Genomic DNA, 14,792 nt, shown 5'->3' with positions numbered 1-14,792 from the left:
CCCTGGTTCGACTAGACCGGCGGTGAGAGTTCCTGGCTCCCGGGGCTACCTACCCCGGTGACAGTGGCGGGACCGCGCCGGACTCGCACCGGCTTCCTCTCCTGCCGCCGTAATTGGCTCCGGCAGTCCACCACGGCCCCGGAACGGCCGTCAACTCGCTGTTGACCTGCGAGGGAAGAGTGTGCTGAGGCCCACATCGGGCCCCGTGGGACGGGGTGGGAACAGCGCCGCCCGGGGCGTCGGGAAGACCCACCCGCCCGCATACGACAACGCGCCCCGCCCGTCGCCCGGCAGGGGCGATCGGACAGAGCGCGCGTCTGGGTGTCTTGGCGGGGAGCCGTCAGGCCACGATCAGGTAGATGCCGTAGCCCACGGCCGCGGCGCAGGCCGCGAAGCAGGCGTACGCACCCGTGAGCGCGACCGTCGCGGTGCCGCCCTGCTCCGCCGCTCGTTCGCGGCGGGCGAGGCCGGTGATGCCGAGGGTGAAGAGGGCCACGAGGGCCACGGTGACCACGAGGCTGACGCCGAAGACGGAGCCGAGGGCCGCCCAGTCGATCTTCATGATGCTGATTCCTTCAGAGAGCCGGGTGGGCGGGTCAGACGGTGGCCTGCGACGGGGCCGGTTCGCCGGCCGGGGCCGGGATCGTCGCCGTGAGGTCTTCGGTCACCGTGCCCGCCGGGGGCGGGGTGACCGCGGCCATGGCCGTCGTGACGACGCCGGCCGGCTCCTCGGCGGTCTCGTTGACGTTCGTGTGGTCGACGACCTCACGACGCGAGATCTTCCAGATCGCCGCGCTGGAGGCGACCAGGAAGACCGCCACGAGGCCGGTGCCCCAGCTGCCGAAGCCGGTGACCCACTCGGCGACCGCGGCGACCAGCGCCGCCGCCGGCAGCGTCAGGCCCCACGCGACGAACATCCGCGTCGCCGTCGACCAGCGCACCACGCCGCCCTTGCGGCCCAGCCCCGCGCCCATCACCGAGCCGGAGACGGAGTGCGTGGTGGAGAGCGAGAAGCCGAGGTGGGAGGAGGCCAGGATGACCGTCGCGGCGCTGGTCTGCGCGGCGAAGCCCTGCTGCGGCTGGAGGTCGGTCAGGCCCTTGCCCATCGTGCGGATGATCCGCCAGCCGCCCAGGTAGGTGCCGAGCGCGATGGCGATGCCCGCGGAGAGGATGACCCACATCGGCGGGTCGGAGTCGGGGGCGAGGGTGCCGCCGGCGACCAGGGCGAGGGTGATGATGCCCATGGTCTTCTGCGCGTCGTTGGTGCCGTGGGCCAGCGAGACCAGGCCGGCCGAGGCGATCTGCCCGGCGCGGTAGCCCTTCTCGGAGGACTTGCTGCCCTCGGCCTTCTTGCCCAGGGAGTACATCAGCTTCGTCGCGAGCAGCGCCGCGATGCCCGCGACCAGCGGGGCGGCGACGGCCGGGATCAGCACCTTGGTGACGAGGACGTCGCCGTGGACCGCGCCCACGCCCGCCGAGGCGATGGTCGCGCCGATCAGACCGCCCATGAGGGCGTGCGAGGAGCTGGAGGGCAGGCCCACCAGCCAGGTGAGCAGGTTCCAGAGGATCGCGCCCACCAGGGCGGCGAATATGACCTCGGGACGTATGCCGGTCTCGTCGACGAGACCCTTGGAGATCGTGTTGGCGACCTCCACGGAGAGGAAGGCGCCTACAAGGTTCAGTACGGCGGACATGGCCACCGCGACCTTGGGCTTGAGCGCGCCGGTCGAGATGGTGGTGGCCATCGCGTTGGCGGTGTCATGAAAACCGTTCGTGAAATCGAACGCGAGTGCGGTTACCACCACAATCGCGAGGATCAGCGAGAAGTTTTCCATTTACCCAGGCAATCGTTCGAGGTCATTGGCCAGGCGAACGTAGGTAACCTGAATGAACGGAAGGTGAACACGGGCGGGCCGCACGGTGTCCGGAGGCTGGTCTCGATCTTCTGGGCATATCGCGCGGCCTCGCACGGTCCAGGCGCCCCAAGGACTAGGAGCCCCGGGCGAACTTCCGGAGCTGGTTCAGAGACCCGTTGAAGAGATTCTGGTCACCCGGCAGGCTGCCGCCGTTGTCGTACTGCCAGAAGGTCCACCTCGACCAGCCGGCCGGCAGTGTCCCCGCGCTCGAGGAGTTGTAGCGGGCCACCCACAGCGCGTGATGCGAGGCGAAGGCCCGGCTGCTGCCGGTGCAGGTGTTCCACCAGTGCGCGGTCGTGTAGATCACCGGGCGGCGTCCGGTCAGCCGGTGCACCTCGTTGCTGAACGAGGTGATCCAGCCGACCATCTTCGACCTGGTCAGGCCGTAGCACTTGCGGTCCTTGTCGTAGGGGTTGTACTCGATGTCCAGCGCGGGCGGCAGCGTCCAGCCGTCCGCCGTCCAGCCGCCGCCGTTGCGCACGAAGTGCGCGGCCTGGGTCTTCCCGGGCGACTTGTTCGGCAGCGCGAAGTGGTACGCCCCGCGGATCAGGCCGGCGTTCCGGGAGCCGTTGTACTGCTGGTTGAAGTACGGATTGCGGTAGGTGTGCGATTCGGTCGCCTTGACGTAGACGAACTTGGCGCCCTTCGTCTTGGCGCGCGGCCAGTCGACGTTCTTCTGGTGGGACGAGACGTCGTGTCCCTTGGGCCGGCTCGCCGCCGCGGCCGGGGACTCGGCCAGCGCGGTTCCCCCGATGGTCAGCGCCGCCACGGACGCCGCGAGTACGCGGGCGCGGTGGCGGGACGGTTTGCGATCACGGGCCATGTTTCCCCCCGGAATGGCGACGTGCACGACAAATCAGCCAGAGATTACTGGAAGGTCGGTGATTGCCGGTCGATCTCCGGCCAAGCACCGGGAGAGGGTGAAGTATCCGGATATGCGTCCTTCCGGAGGCCTGACTTCCGGCCTAGAGTGCCCCGGCCCGCCCGCCGTCCGGGGCCCCGGCTGGCAGGATCGCGGCATGGCTGAGCAGCGAGGGAAGCAGCGGGTCGGAGGGGAAACGCGGGAGGGCGCACAGGGAGTGGGGGAGTCGTGGCGGGAGGCTGCGCTTCCCGAGGAGGAGCGCGCCTGGGCGGAACTCGTCGCGACGGCCCGCCGGACCGTGACCGAGGGGCTGGTCGTGGGCACCTCCGGCAATGTCTCGGTGCGCGTCGGGGACACGTTCCTGGTCACGCCGTCGGGCGTGCCGTACGACCGGCTCGGACCGGAGGACGTCACGGGCGTCGACCTCTCGGGCCGCCAGGTGCTCGGCCGACTGCGCCCGACCAGCGAGTTGCCCATGCATCTCGCGGTCTACGGCGCGACCGGCGCCCGAGCCGTCGTGCACACCCACGCCGTGTACGCCACGGCCGTCTCGACCCTCGTCGAGGAGGTCCCCGCGATCCACTACATCACCGCCGACCTCGGCGGCCCCGTCCGGGTTGCCCCGTATGCGACGTACGGCACCGAGGAGTTGGCCGAGAACATGCTCCGCGCCCTTGCCGACCGCACCGCCTGCCTCCTCCAGAACCACGGCACGACGGCCTACGGCACGACCCTGGCCCAGGCCTACGACCGCACAGCCCAACTGGAGTGGATGTGCAGGGTCTGGCTGACGGCATCCGCAGTACCGGGCCTCACCCCAACCCTCCTGACCCGCCCCCAGCTGAACGAGGTGAGCGAGAAACTCCGGGGATACGGCCAGCAGACACAGCCCCCGCAGTCTCCGCAGTCTCCGCAGTCCCCGCATTCCCCGCAGTCTCGGCCGACGTAGCTGCGGGCAGTCGTGCCGCTGGGGCGGCACGGGTGGGCGCAGCGGCACCCCGCAAGCGCGGGCGAGCGAACCCACCCGACCCGCACTCCAGCGAACCCGCACCCCACCCCACCGCATCCGCATCCGCACCCGCACCCGCACCCTCAGCACCCCCTCCCACCCCCGCCACCCCGCACCCGACCCTCGCGCACCGTCACCCCCACCCTGCCTCCCACTGGCCCCCAACCGGGTCCGCCAGGACACTGGACCCGTGCGCACTGTCAAAGCGACGGCCGCTGCCGTCACCATGGCCCTGGCCGCCGGCGCGGCAAGCGTGGCCGCCGGCCGACTCGCCAGCGACGCCGCGCTCAAGGCGCCCCCCGGCAGGCCCCTGCCCACCGAACCCCGGCTCACGGTGCACGGCACGGCGGCCGGCCAGATCACCCTCACCCGCGACCTGGCCTCCCTCCGCCCCGGCGTCTACGGCCTCGGCGGCGACGGATCGCACGCCGTCGTGGGCCCCGTACTCGACACCGCGACCCACACCGCCGACACCGTGGTGCGCCGCCTCGAACGCGTCACCCACGGCACCCTCGGCCGCGGCGACCGCGTCTGGCTCACCCCCAACGTCCACATCGGCGACCCCCGCTCCGCCCTCGGCCTCGAACACGCCGACGTCGACATCCCCGGCGAACTCGGCCCGCTGCCGGCGTGGTTCGTGCCCGGCAGCCGCGCCACCTGGATCATCGCCGTGCACGGCCTCGGCACCACCCGCGAACTCGCCATGAACGTCATGGAGTTCCTCACCGGCCGCCACTTCCCGGTCCTCGCCCTCGGCTACCGCGGCGACCTCGGCGCACCCCGCTCCCCGGACGGCCTGAACCACCTGGGCGAGACCGAGTGGCGCGACCTGGACGCCGCGATCCGCTACGCCGTGCGCTACGGCGCCGAACAGGTCGTCCTCCTCGGCTGGTCCACCGGCGCGACGATGGCCCTGCGCGCCGCCGCCCACTCCGGACTGCGCGACCGGGTCTCGGGGCTCGTCCTGGACTCCCCGGTGCTCAACTGGGAGGCGACCCTGCGCGCTCTCGCCGCGGCCCGCCGCACCCCGGGCGCCCTGCTCCCGCTCGCGGTCCGCGCGGCGCAGGGCCGCACGGGCCTGTACGGGAACCGGGCCGCCACCGACGGCCTCCCGGAGCGCATCACCGTGCCGACCCTGATCCTCCACGGCCCCGACGACACGGTCGCGCCCTGGATCCACTCCCGCCGCCTGGCGGACGCGCGCTCCAACCTGGTCGCCCTCCACACGGTCAGGCGCGCCCCCCACAGCGCCATGTGGAACGCCGACCCCAAGGCCTACGAGGAAGCCCTGCGCCGCTTCCTGACCCCCCTCATGTGAGCACCCCCTCCGTCCGCGGCCGCCCGCCGCTCCCGCCGCGCCGCCCGAACCGCCCGCACCGCCCCGGAACGGTCGCACAGGTTCCGTTTAACCCGGTACAACTGGCCTGTTATCGGTCCTCGGCCGCCCGCGGGACCCCGTGCGTTGGCCATCCCCGTCGCCCCTCGTGACATTCCGTTTGGGTTTTCGGACCGTCAACCGGAAGACTGCCCCCGTGACGTCCCGTATCCCGCGCGACTCCAGGCTTCGACTCGTCCGCCCCCGACCCCTGGCCGCCGCCCCCAGAGCCGTGAACCAGCGGCGCCCGAGCCGCCCCGCCCCGCGCCCTCCGGAGGGCACCCCGGCCCCCGCGGAGCTGGCCCGAATGGCGCGTTCCGGCCTGGCCGCCGCGGCCCGCGTCGCCCACTGGGCCGACGCCTCCCTGCACCCCGGCCGCGACGGCGCGCACCCCGACGGCAAGGGCACGCTCTCCGACGCGACCGCGGAACGGGCGGCTGCCGACCTGCGCCTGACCGTGGCTCAGGTCCGCGCGGACTGGGACACCGCCCGCCTCGCCGGTCTGATCGAGGTGCACGGCGACAGCGCCCGCCCCGGCTGGCGGCTGCGCGCCTGGGACCGCGACGACAGCGCCGTCCTGCGCGGCTGGGTCGCCCTGTTCGACGCCTGGTCGCTCGCCTACCCGGAGCCCCTGGAGCACGAGCCCGCCGCCGTCGCCGAGGTCGTCTCGGCCATGCCCCAGGTGCTCTCCTTCCTCCAGCTGTCCGCCGGCCCCGTGCCGGTGGCGCAACTGCTCGACCTGCTGGAGCAGCGCGTCACCGAACTGCGCACCGAGCGCTGCGAGATCCCCTACGGCCCGCAGCCCGAGCCGGACTCCGTCGCCCGCGCCGGCGACACCCCGCTCGCCCCCCTGCTGGACTGGGCCCTGCACGCCCTCGCCTCCGTCGGCGCCCTCACCTACGGCGACGGCCAGGCCACGCTCACCCCGCTCGGCAGCTGGGCGGTCTGGGTCAAGCTGGAGCAGATCTGCGTCGCCGCCCAGAGCCCCGCCGGGAACATCGAGCAGGCCGCCGAGGACATGCTCCGCGGCTGCGCCCAGCTCCGCCCCAACGCCGCCCGCGCCGAGTACCGCGCCTGGCTGGCCGCCCGCCCGGTCGGCAGCGCCGTCACCGAACTGATCCACGCGGCCCGCGGCGAGGACGCCCTGCTGCGCGGCCTCGCCTTCGAGGCGCTGCGCGTCGTCGGCGCCCCCGCCGAGCCCGACGTACGGTCCGTGGCCGATGAGCCCGCCCTGCGGCCGTACGCCCTGCTGTGGCTGGCCGAGCACGACGGGGTCGACCCGGAGGACGCCCACGAAGTCCTCACCCGGGAGGAGGCCACCTGGCTGTGGGTGGACACCGCCGCCGCGGTCGCCGACCACGGTGAGGCACCCATGCTGGTCCGCCACCTGGAGTCCGCGCTCCAGCCGACCGTCCCCGCGCTCCTGGACGAGGTCCGCTCGGTCGGTCACCCCCGCACCGTGCAGGTCCTGGTCGCGCTCGCCGCCGCGCACCCCGACCCGGCGCTGGCCAAGGCCGTCCGCCGGGCCGCCTTCCAGGTGCACACGGGCGGGAGCTAGCCGGTGATCTCCGGCGCGTACGTGCCGAAGCTCCAGATGTTGCCCTCGGCGTCCCGGGCCATGTAGTCCCGCGAGCCGTAGTCCTGGTCCGTCGGGGGCATCAGGATCTCCACCCCGTGCTCCAGGGCGCGCCGGTGGTGGCTGTCGACGTCGTCCACGACGACGTACACCCCCACCGGGCCCGCGCTCTTCATCGCCGAGTCGAAGACCCCGCCGCGGCCCTTGGAGCCGACCATGATCGCGCCGTTGCCCTGGGTCAGCTCCGCGTGGAACACCGAGCCGTCCTCACCCTCGTACACCGTCAGCTCGGTGAAGCCCAGGGCCTCGGTGAGCTGCCTGATCGCCGCTCGCGCGTCCGCGTACAGCACCGTCGGGTAGATGCTGGGACGCCCGCTCTCCGTGCCTGCCATGCCGATCACTCCCTGTGCCCGTCCGCCTGCGACATCCCCACTGCCGCCAGTGTCGCAGCGGCCACTGACAACGCCCGCCGACCTGTGACGCAGCCTCGGGAAGGGGCTCAGCGGAAGGTGTCGCACCGGGTGAGTTCCCCGCTGTCGAACCCCTGCCGGAACCACTCCTGCCGCTGCCGCGCCGACCCGTGCGTCCAGGTCTCCGGTGTCACTCTGCCCTGGAAGCGCTCCTGGATCCGGTCGTCGCCCACGGCGGCCGCCGCGTCCAGACCGTCCCGGATGTCGGCGTCGGTGAGGCTGGTGATCAGCGGCCGCCCGGTGGACTCGTCCTTGGTCGTGGTGGCGTGGTGCGCCCAGACGCCGGCGTAGCAGTCGGCCTGCAGCTCCACGCGCACCGCGTCGCTGTCCGCCCCGGTCCGCCCGTCCCGCGACCGGCCGAGCGTGCCCGTCAGGTCCTGCACGTGGTGCCCGTACTCGTGCGCCACCACGTACGCCTGCCCGAACGGCCCGCCGGTGGCCCCGAAGCTCGTCCGCAGTTCGTCGAAGAACCCGAGGTCCAGATAGACCTTGCGGTCGCCGGGGCAGTAGAACGGCCCGACCGCGCTGGTCGCCGCCCCGCACGCCGTGCCCACCCGTCGGCTGAAGAACACCGTCGGCGAGCGCGAGTACGTGCCGCCGCGCCGGGTGAACTCCTCGTCCCAGAAGTCCTGCACGCTGTTGACCACGGCCACCATGCGGCAGTCGTCCCGGGCGTTGGCGTCCCGCCCGGTCCGGCACGACCGCTGGACCTGCGCCAGGCTCGACGCCGTGGCCGCGGGCTGCTCGCTCCCGTCGGTCAGGCCCAGCTGGTCGGGGCCGACCCCGAGGAGGAGCGCCAGGACCAGCGCCAGCAGTCCGGCGATGCCGCCGCCGACCGTGGCCCGGCCGCCGGGGACGCGGCTGCCCCGTACGTCCTGCACCTCGGAGGTGTCCAGCCTCGCGTCGTCGTCGAACTGCATGGGGCCGCACCCTCCGCGTACGCCGTGCCCCCTCGGCCATCCTCACCCGCCGCCCCGCCCCGGGCGCCGGACGAGCGCCCGAACGGGGGAGAGCCGTCCCTGCCGCCGCGCTTTCGCCCCCGCGCGTGGAGTGCGTCACGGCCAAGCGTCGCCGCTCGCGCGGCCCTGTCCGGGAGCGGACCGGACGTCCCAGCTCACGGCCCTGGCCTCGTCGCGCCGACCACAGACCGCTCGGCAGCGAGGTCCGGCGGGACGGAAAACCGCTTGCACAGCCCCGTTAGACTGGCCGCATGGCCATTCTCCTCGCGCATTAGACGGCGGGAACGTCCTCAGCCGCCCATTCCGCCAACGACCCCGCCCTGGAGTCTGACCGTGATTTCCGCCACCGGCATCGAGCTGCGCGCCGGCGCCCGAGTCCTCATCGAGTCCGCCACGTTCCGCGTCGCCAAGGGCGACCGCATCGGTCTGGTCGGCCGCAACGGCGCGGGCAAGACCACCCTCACCAAGTGCCTGGCCGGTGAGGGCATCCCCGCGGGAGGCCAGATCACCCGCTCCGGCGAGGTCGGCTACCTCCCCCAGGACCCCCGTACCGGCGACCTCGACGTGCTCGCCCGCGACCGCATCCTCTCCGCCCGCGGCCTGGACGTCCTGATCCGCAAGATGCGGGAGAACGAGGAGCGCATCGCCAACGGCAAGGGCGCCACCCGCGACAAGGCGATGAAGCAGTACGAGCGCCAGGAGACCGAGTTCCTCACCAAGGGCGGATACTCCGCCGAGGCCGAGGCCGCCACCATCGCCGCCGCGCTCAACCTGCCCGACCGGGTGCTCGGCCAGCCGCTGCACACCCTCTCCGGTGGTCAGCGCCGCCGTATCGAGCTGGCCCGGATCCTGTTCTCGGACGCCGACACCCTGCTGCTCGACGAGCCGACGAACCACCTCGACGCCGACTCGATCGTCTGGCTGCGCGACTACCTGAAGACCTACCGCGGCGGCTTCATCGTGATCTCCCACGACGTCGACCTGGTCGAGACGGTCGTCAACAAGGTGTTCTACCTGGACGCCAACCGGGCCCAGATCGACGTCTACAACATGGGCTGGAAGCTCTACCAGCAGCAGCGCGAGGCCGACGAGAAGCGCCGCAAGCGCGAGCGGCAGAACGCCGAGAAGAAGGCCGCCGCCCTGAACGCCCAGGCCGACAAGATGCGCGCCAAGGCCACCAAGACGGTCGCCGCGCAGAACATGGCCCGCCGCGCGGACAAGCTGCTCTCCGGCCTGGAGGCGGTCCGCGTCTCGGACAAGGTCGCCAAGCTGCGGTTCCCCGAGCCGGCGCCCTGCGGCAAGACCCCGCTCACCGCCGAGGGCCTGTCGAAGTCGTACGGCTCGCTGGAGATCTTCACCGACGTCGACCTGGCCATCGACAAGGGATCCAGGGTCGTCATCCTCGGCCTCAACGGCGCCGGCAAGACCACCCTGCTCCGGCTGCTCGGCGGCGTCGAGACGCCCGACACCGGCGAGGTCATCGAGGGCCACGGGCTCAAGCTCGGCTACTACGCCCAGGAGCACGAGACCCTCGACCCGGACCGCACGGTCCTGGAGAACATGCGCTCCGCCGCGCCCGACATGGACCTCGTCGAGGTCCGCAAGGTGCTCGGCTCGTTCCTGTTCTCCGGCGACGACGTCGACAAGCCGGCCGGGGTCCTCTCCGGCGGTGAGAAGACCCGTCTGGCGCTCGCGACCCTGGTGGTCAGCTCGGCCAACGTGCTGCTCCTGGACGAGCCGACCAACAACCTCGACCCCGCGAGCCGCGAGGAGATCCTCGGCGCGCTGCGCACCTACAAGGGCGCGGTCGTGCTGGTCACCCACGACGAGGGTGCCGTCGAGGCGCTGCAGCCGGAGCGCATCATCCTGCTGCCGGACGGCGTCGAGGACCTGTGGGGTGCCGACTACGCCGATCTCGTCGCCCTGGCGTGATCGAAGAGGTGATCCACTGCGTATGGATCATTCGGCCCATCCGTGATCCATCATCTGTGTGAGATCTCCTCGTACCGAGGTGTGTCCTACACCCATTTTCCGGCCGAGCCCTTTGTCGACAAGGGCTCGGCCGTCGTGCATCCCTGACCTGGCACTTCGCGGAACAACCCGTTCGGCGGTACGGACACGGCCTCACGGAATCAGGGATTCCCTTTGTGTGGACCTGCTCCTGTCGTCACATCCATGTCGCACGGACCTTGCCGAATGGGTGGCCATGAAGCCCGGGAGGGGTGATCATGAGGAGACCAGAGCGCACTTCCCATGAGGAGGCACGGGTGGCCGAGACTCTGAAGAAGGGCAGCCGGGTAACCGGCGCCGCGCGCGACAAGCTCGCGGCAGACCTGAAGAAGAAGTACGACTCCGGTGCGAGCATCCGGGCGCTGGCCGAGGAGACCGGCCGCTCGTATGGCTTCGTACACCGGATGCTCAGTGAGTCGGGCGTCACGCTTCGTGGGCGTGGCGGGGCTACACGCGGCAAGAAAGCCGCGGGCTGACCCCGGGCGGCCCATCGGCTTCGATGGTGGCCACCCGGTCGCTCTCCCCCTGAGCCCTAAAACGGGCCCGGGGGAACCCCAGACCGGCCGGGTGGTTACTGTGCAGTCACTTAAGCGACCGCACAGCATCGGAGGCGCACCATGGCTTCGCTCGAACCGGCTCTCGACAAGGACGGCGTACGACTCACCGTCGACGACGCGGTCGCCACGGTGACCCTGACCAACCCCGACAAGCGCAACGCGCAGAGCCCCGCTCTGTGGCGCGCGTTGACCGAGGCCGGTCGGCTGCTGCCCGGATCCGTCCGGGTCGTCGTGCTGCGGGCCGAGGGCAAGTCCTTCTCGGCCGGACTCGACCGGCAGGCGTTCACGCCGGAGGGCTTCGACGGCGAGCCGTCGTTCATCGATCTCGCGCGCGGCAGCGACGACGAGCTCGACGCGACCATCGCCGAGTACCAGGAGGCGTTCACCTGGTGGCGGCGCAGTGACCTCGTGTCCATCGCCGCCGTCCAAGGACATGCCATCGGGGCGGGCTTCCAGCTCGCTCTCGCCTGCGATCTGCGCGTCGTCGCGGACGACGTGCAGTTCGCCATGCGGGAGACGAGCCTCGGCCTGGTCCCGGACCTGACGGGCACCCACCCCCTGGTGGGCCTCGTCGGCTACGCCCGGGCGCTGGAGATCTGCGCCACCGGGCGCTTCGTCACGGCCGAGGAGTCCGTCAGCACCGGCCTGGCCAATGTCGCCGTGCCCGCGGACCAGCTCGACGACGCGGTGCGCGACCTCACGGCCGCCCTGCTCGCCGCCCCCCGGGACGCGGTCATCGAGACCAAGGCCCTCCTGCGCGGCGCGACCGAGCGCACCTACGAGGACCAGCGCGTCGCCGAACGCGCCGCCCAGGCGCGCCGACTCCGGGACCTGGCCGGCGTAGGAGAGTAACCGTCCGTCCGCCGGCACCCGTGCGAGTGACGGTTCACCCGACGACGGCCGTGACCAGCACCGCCACCGTCGGGTGATCCGGCAGGGCCTGCGCCACCGCCGCGCGGACCGCGCGGGCCACGTCCACGGCCCGGTGGTCCGCGGCCACCGCGATCTCCAGCCGGACATGACGGGTCGGCAGGGCGCCCTCGCTCTGCCGCTCCTCGATGTGCACCGGCCGGCCGAGGCCGCCCAGGGACCCGGTCAGGCCCGTCACGCCCGGCACCCCGAGCGCGGCCCTCGCGGCGCGGGCCTCGTCGCCGTCCGAGGGTTCGCCGGCCGACGGCGGCTCCGCGGAAGCGGGCTCCGCGGAAGCGGGCTCCGCGGTCGCCGCCTCCGCGGAGTCGTCCAGCAGCGCCGTCACCCGCAGGTCCACCTCCGCGACCGCCAGCCCCAGCCGCTGCGCGGCCGCGTCCGCCAACGTCACCCGCAGCAGCTCCGCCACCGCCGGCAACGGCTCCACCGCCGTCGCCTCGAAGTCCGCCGACACCCGCAGTTCCCCGGGCGGCAGCGCGCTCGGCGGCGGCGGTACGACGGGTTCGGGCGCCCGCTCCGGGTCGGCCAGCGCGATCCGCAGCGCGCCGAGCCGTACGCCCTCCCTCTCCCGGGCCGCGCGCCGCAACGCGCTCCCGGCCGCCTCCTCCGTGATCCACGCGCCGTCCCGCGGCCCGCCCAGCGGCACCAGCCTGCCGAGACCCAACTGGCGACGCACCGCCCGCGCCCATCCGTCAGCTGTCATTCCCCCAGCCTGCCGCATCCCCAGCGCGCTCGAGCGCAACCGCACTTACCGTGGTCAAAGGAGGACGAACCGAAAGGGACGTACGGCCATGGATGAGACAACGGAGCGGAAGCAGACTGCCGAGGCGGCCGGGCAGGAAACGGCCGTGTCGACCCGCAAGCCCACCCGGCGCGGCGGCGGTGACCCGGCGACCCGGGGACGGACCACGATCGCCGACGGCGTGGTGGAGAAGATCGCCGGACTCGCCGCGCGCGACGTGGTCGGCGTGCACGCGATGGGCAGCGGCATCAGCCGTACCTTCGGCGCGGTGCGGGACCGGGTGCCGGGCGGCGCCTCGAAGTCGGTCACCCGCGGGGTGAAGGCCGAGGTGGGCGAGGTGCAGACCGCGCTCGACCTGGAGATCGTCGTCGACTACGGCGTCTCCATCTCCGACGTGGCCCGGGCCGTCCGGGAGAACGTCGTCTCGGCGGTGGAGCGGATGACCGGCCTGGAAGTGGTCGAGGTCAACATCGCGGTGAGCGATGTGAAGCTGCCCGAGGAGGAGGAAGAAGAAGAACTGGAGCCACGGATCCAGTGACCGAGCGACGCACCGCTGAGGGGAGCGCACGATGAGCATGGCCGTGGTCGGCATGATCGCCGGCATGGCACTGGGCTTCGCCGGGTATTTCGGCGGGTTCGGCGCCTTTCTGCTGGTGGCCGCCCTGGGGGCCGTCGGTTTCGTCGTCGGCCGGTTCCTCGAGGGGGACTTCGAGCTCGGCGACTTCTTCCGCACCCGCGACGACCGGCGCGACCGGCGGTGACGTAGGTGAGCGTCGATCCCGGCGAGGTCCGCGTGGAGCGGGCCGCTGTCGTGCCGCCCGCCGAGCGCGGCGCCACCCGGATCGCCGACCGGGTGGTGGCGAAGATCGCCTCCCAGGCGGCCCGCGAGGCCCTGGGCTCTCTGCCCGGGCACGCGTCACCCCCGCACGCGGGGGTGGTCGTCGCCCACGAGACGGCCCGCGTCCGGGTTCACCTCGAACTCGACTATCCCACCGACATCGGCGCCCGCTGCGCCGCCGTGCGTCGTCATGTCACCGAGCGGGTAGGCACGTTGGTGGGCATGGAGGTGCCGGAGGTCGCCGTCCAGGTGGAGCGGCTGCACCCGGCACACGGCGCGGCACAGGGGAGGACGCGATGAGCGAGCCCCAGGGCTCCGAGGGCACCACACAACGTCTGCCGGTCATTGAGCGGGCCGGATCGCAACGGTCCGCGTCGGGCGCCGACCACGACCCACCACCCGTTCTGGACAAGGACGGGCGCGAAGGCCGCTTCTGGTCGGCCCGCCGGGTCCCGGCCGCGATCGTCGCCGCACTGCTCCTGGCCCTCGCCGGACTGTTCCTCTACGACCTCGCGGCCGTGCGCGCCGGCCGGTCCGCCATGGCCTGGCGCCAGGAACTGGCCGACCAGCTCGCCGAACGCCCCCTCGACGACACCTGGGTGCTCGTCGGCGCGGGCGTCGCGGCGGCCCTCGGCCTGTGGCTGATCCTCCTGGCCGCCACCCCGGGCCTGCGCGCCCTGCTGCCGATGCGCCGCACGCATCCCGACGTACGCGCCGGGCTCGACCGCGAGGCCGCCGCCCTGGTCCTGCGGGACCGGGCCATGGAGATCTCGGGCGTGCAGTCGGTGCGGGTACGGGCGGGCCGCAAGCGGGCCGACGTCCGTGCCCTCGCCCACTTCCGCGACCTGGACGACGTACGAGCCGACCTCGACACCGCCCTCGCCGACGCCGTCCGGGGCCTCGGCCTGTCCCGGCCGCCCTCGCTGTCGGTGCATGTACGGCGGCCCGGACGGAAGGGGTGAGAGCCGTGCTGCGGACCGTCAACCGCGTTCTGCTCGCCGTCATCGGCGTCGTCCTGCTGCTCCTCGGCGGCTCCGTGCTGGCCGTGGGCCTCGGTCTGAACCCGCCGTCCTGGTGGATCCACGACGGCACGGACGACGTGCTGCTCAGCGACTCCGAGCGCACCCGCTGGCGGGACGAGGGCTGGTGGTGGCCGGTCGTCATCGCCGTGCTCGCGGTCCTGGTGCTGCTCCTCCTGTGGTGGCTCGTCGCGGCCCTGCGGCGCCGGCGCCTGACCGAGGTCCTGGTCGACACCGGCGACGGAGAGGGCGCGCTGCTGCGCGGCCGCGCCCTGGAGACCGTACTGACCGACGAGGCGGCGACGATGGAGGGCGTGCACCGGGCGCGGACCCACCTCACCGGGCGGCGGAACGCGCCCGCCGCCCGTGTACGACTGCTGCTGGAACCGCATGTGGACCCCGGCGCGGCCCTGGCGGAGCTGACCGACGGGCCCCTGACCCACGCGCGGGAGTCGGCGGGGCTCGCCGCGCTCCCCGCGGAGGTCAGGCTCAGGGCGGCCAAGCACCGCGCGGAGCGGGTGAGTTGACCCGG

Annotated in this window: 17 protein-coding genes and 1 riboswitch; of the genes, 11 read left to right on the top strand and 6 right to left on the bottom strand. The window is 72.7% G+C overall.

Annotated elements, in window-relative coordinates; all coding sequences use genetic code 11:
* Positions 1-7: 7 nt before the first annotated feature.
* Positions 8-147, bottom strand: a riboswitch (cobalamin riboswitch).
* A 193-nt stretch (positions 148-340) separates the two neighbouring features.
* From AC068Z_RS37520 to AC068Z_RS37510, 3 genes are all read right to left on the bottom strand, one after another.
* Positions 341-562 carry a hypothetical protein gene (locus tag AC068Z_RS37520; protein ID WP_451724519.1) on the bottom strand — a complete coding sequence of 74 codons (222 nt, stop codon included), beginning with the start codon at positions 560-562 and terminating at the stop codon, positions 341-343.
* Between the two features lie 34 nt (positions 563-596).
* Entirely contained in the window at positions 597-1,835 is a 1,239-nt protein-coding gene (locus tag AC068Z_RS37515) for an inorganic phosphate transporter (protein ID WP_478566520.1), read from the bottom strand.
* A gap of 154 nt (positions 1,836-1,989) precedes the next feature.
* Entirely contained in the window at positions 1,990-2,739 is a 750-nt protein-coding gene (locus tag AC068Z_RS37510) for a lysozyme (protein WP_478566517.1), read from the bottom strand.
* A gap of 196 nt (positions 2,740-2,935) precedes the next feature.
* Between AC068Z_RS37510 and AC068Z_RS37505 the strand changes: the two genes are divergently transcribed.
* The 3 genes from AC068Z_RS37505 (at position 2,936) to AC068Z_RS37495 (ending at position 6,720) form a co-directional block, all read left to right on the top strand.
* Positions 2,936-3,727 carry a class II aldolase/adducin family protein gene (locus AC068Z_RS37505; RefSeq protein ID WP_478566514.1) on the top strand — a complete coding sequence of 264 codons (792 nt, stop codon included), beginning with the start codon at positions 2,936-2,938 and terminating at the stop codon, positions 3,725-3,727.
* Between the two features lie 250 nt (positions 3,728-3,977).
* On the top strand, positions 3,978-5,105 hold the full coding sequence (locus tag AC068Z_RS37500; RefSeq protein WP_478566511.1) for an alpha/beta hydrolase family protein: 1,128 nt from the start codon (positions 3,978-3,980) through the stop codon (positions 5,103-5,105).
* Between the two features lie 214 nt (positions 5,106-5,319).
* A complete protein-coding gene (locus tag AC068Z_RS37495; protein ID WP_478566508.1) occupies positions 5,320-6,720 on the top strand; it encodes a hypothetical protein in 1,401 nt (466 codons plus the stop codon).
* Here the strand turns inward: AC068Z_RS37495 and AC068Z_RS37490 are convergent.
* A complete protein-coding gene (locus AC068Z_RS37490; RefSeq protein WP_478566505.1) occupies positions 6,717-7,130 on the bottom strand; it encodes a VOC family protein in 414 nt (137 codons plus the stop codon). The genes AC068Z_RS37495 and AC068Z_RS37490 overlap by 4 nt on opposite strands.
* Before the next feature lie 107 nt (positions 7,131-7,237).
* Positions 7,238-8,128, bottom strand: a complete 891-nt coding sequence (gene ypfJ / locus AC068Z_RS37485) for a KPN_02809 family neutral zinc metallopeptidase (protein WP_478566502.1) — start codon at positions 8,126-8,128, stop codon at positions 7,238-7,240.
* A gap of 372 nt (positions 8,129-8,500) precedes the next feature.
* Between ypfJ and AC068Z_RS37480 the strand changes: the two genes are divergently transcribed.
* The 3 genes from AC068Z_RS37480 (at position 8,501) to AC068Z_RS37470 (ending at position 11,586) form a co-directional block, all read left to right on the top strand.
* Positions 8,501-10,099: an ABC-F family ATP-binding cassette domain-containing protein gene (locus AC068Z_RS37480; RefSeq protein WP_478566499.1), complete on the top strand. Its 1,599-nt coding sequence runs from the start codon at positions 8,501-8,503 to the stop codon at positions 10,097-10,099.
* A gap of 335 nt (positions 10,100-10,434) precedes the next feature.
* Complete coding sequence (locus tag AC068Z_RS37475; RefSeq protein WP_019758351.1) at positions 10,435-10,653, top strand: helix-turn-helix domain-containing protein; 219 nt, start codon at positions 10,435-10,437, stop codon at positions 10,651-10,653.
* A gap of 141 nt (positions 10,654-10,794) precedes the next feature.
* The gene (locus AC068Z_RS37470; protein ID WP_478566492.1) at positions 10,795-11,586 is read left to right on the top strand and encodes an enoyl-CoA hydratase/isomerase family protein; all 792 of its coding nucleotides are present in this window, start codon (positions 10,795-10,797) and stop codon (positions 11,584-11,586) included.
* A gap of 34 nt (positions 11,587-11,620) precedes the next feature.
* On the opposite strand, the gene AC068Z_RS37465 is transcribed toward AC068Z_RS37470, so the two are convergent.
* Positions 11,621-12,364 (bottom strand): nucleopolyhedrovirus P10 family protein, encoded by a 744-nt coding sequence (locus AC068Z_RS37465; RefSeq protein WP_478566489.1) that lies wholly within the window; start codon positions 12,362-12,364, stop codon positions 11,621-11,623.
* 88 nt (positions 12,365-12,452) lie between these two features.
* On the opposite strand from AC068Z_RS37465, the gene AC068Z_RS37460 reads away from it, so the two are divergent.
* Genes AC068Z_RS37460 through amaP form a run of 5 tightly spaced genes read left to right on the top strand, consistent with a single transcriptional unit; the run spans position 12,453 to position 14,787 of the window.
* Positions 12,453-12,941: an Asp23/Gls24 family envelope stress response protein gene (locus AC068Z_RS37460; protein ID WP_478566486.1), complete on the top strand. Its 489-nt coding sequence runs from the start codon at positions 12,453-12,455 to the stop codon at positions 12,939-12,941.
* A 31-nt stretch (positions 12,942-12,972) separates the two neighbouring features.
* A complete protein-coding gene (locus tag AC068Z_RS37455) occupies positions 12,973-13,164 on the top strand; it encodes a hypothetical protein (protein WP_478566483.1) in 192 nt (63 codons plus the stop codon).
* 5 nt (positions 13,165-13,169) lie between these two features.
* A complete protein-coding gene (locus AC068Z_RS37450) occupies positions 13,170-13,541 on the top strand; it encodes an Asp23/Gls24 family envelope stress response protein (protein WP_478566480.1) in 372 nt (123 codons plus the stop codon).
* Positions 13,538-14,203 (top strand): DUF6286 domain-containing protein, encoded by a 666-nt coding sequence (locus AC068Z_RS37445; protein WP_478566477.1) that lies wholly within the window; start codon positions 13,538-13,540, stop codon positions 14,201-14,203. Before AC068Z_RS37450 ends, AC068Z_RS37445 begins: the two co-directional genes overlap by 4 nt.
* Positions 14,200-14,787 carry an alkaline shock response membrane anchor protein AmaP gene (gene amaP / locus AC068Z_RS37440; protein ID WP_478566474.1) on the top strand — a complete coding sequence of 196 codons (588 nt, stop codon included), beginning with the start codon at positions 14,200-14,202 and terminating at the stop codon, positions 14,785-14,787. The genes AC068Z_RS37445 and amaP overlap by 4 nt, the downstream gene beginning before the upstream one ends.
* The last annotated feature ends 5 nt before the right edge of the window (positions 14,788-14,792 follow it).

This window comes from Streptomyces sp. NPDC043726, from assembly GCF_056436565.1.
The sequence above is the reverse complement of the archived record's forward strand: the minus strand, read 5'-3'. Positions and strand labels throughout refer to the sequence as shown.

Excerpts from the sequence above, each read along its gene's own strand:
- AC068Z_RS37520 (WP_451724519.1), bottom strand. The coding sequence starts at position 562 with ATGAAGATCGACTGGGCGGCCCTCGGCTCCGTCTTCGGCGTCAGCCTC.
- AC068Z_RS37515 (WP_478566520.1), bottom strand. The coding sequence starts at position 1,835 with ATGGAAAACTTCTCGCTGATCCTCGCGATTGTGGTGGTAACCGCACTC.
- AC068Z_RS37510 (WP_478566517.1), bottom strand. The coding sequence starts at position 2,739 with ATGGCCCGTGATCGCAAACCGTCCCGCCACCGCGCCCGCGTACTCGCG.
- AC068Z_RS37505 (WP_478566514.1), top strand. The coding sequence starts at position 2,936 with ATGGCTGAGCAGCGAGGGAAGCAGCGGGTCGGAGGGGAAACGCGGGAG.
- AC068Z_RS37490 (WP_478566505.1), bottom strand. The coding sequence starts at position 7,130 with ATGGCAGGCACGGAGAGCGGGCGTCCCAGCATCTACCCGACGGTGCTG.
- ypfJ (WP_478566502.1), bottom strand. The coding sequence starts at position 8,128 with ATGCAGTTCGACGACGACGCGAGGCTGGACACCTCCGAGGTGCAGGAC.
- AC068Z_RS37470 (WP_478566492.1), top strand. The coding sequence starts at position 10,795 with ATGGCTTCGCTCGAACCGGCTCTCGACAAGGACGGCGTACGACTCACC.
- AC068Z_RS37465 (WP_478566489.1), bottom strand. The coding sequence starts at position 12,364 with ATGACAGCTGACGGATGGGCGCGGGCGGTGCGTCGCCAGTTGGGTCTC.
- AC068Z_RS37460 (WP_478566486.1), top strand. The coding sequence starts at position 12,453 with ATGGATGAGACAACGGAGCGGAAGCAGACTGCCGAGGCGGCCGGGCAG.
- AC068Z_RS37455 (WP_478566483.1), top strand. The coding sequence starts at position 12,973 with ATGAGCATGGCCGTGGTCGGCATGATCGCCGGCATGGCACTGGGCTTC.
- AC068Z_RS37445 (WP_478566477.1), top strand. The coding sequence starts at position 13,538 with ATGAGCGAGCCCCAGGGCTCCGAGGGCACCACACAACGTCTGCCGGTC.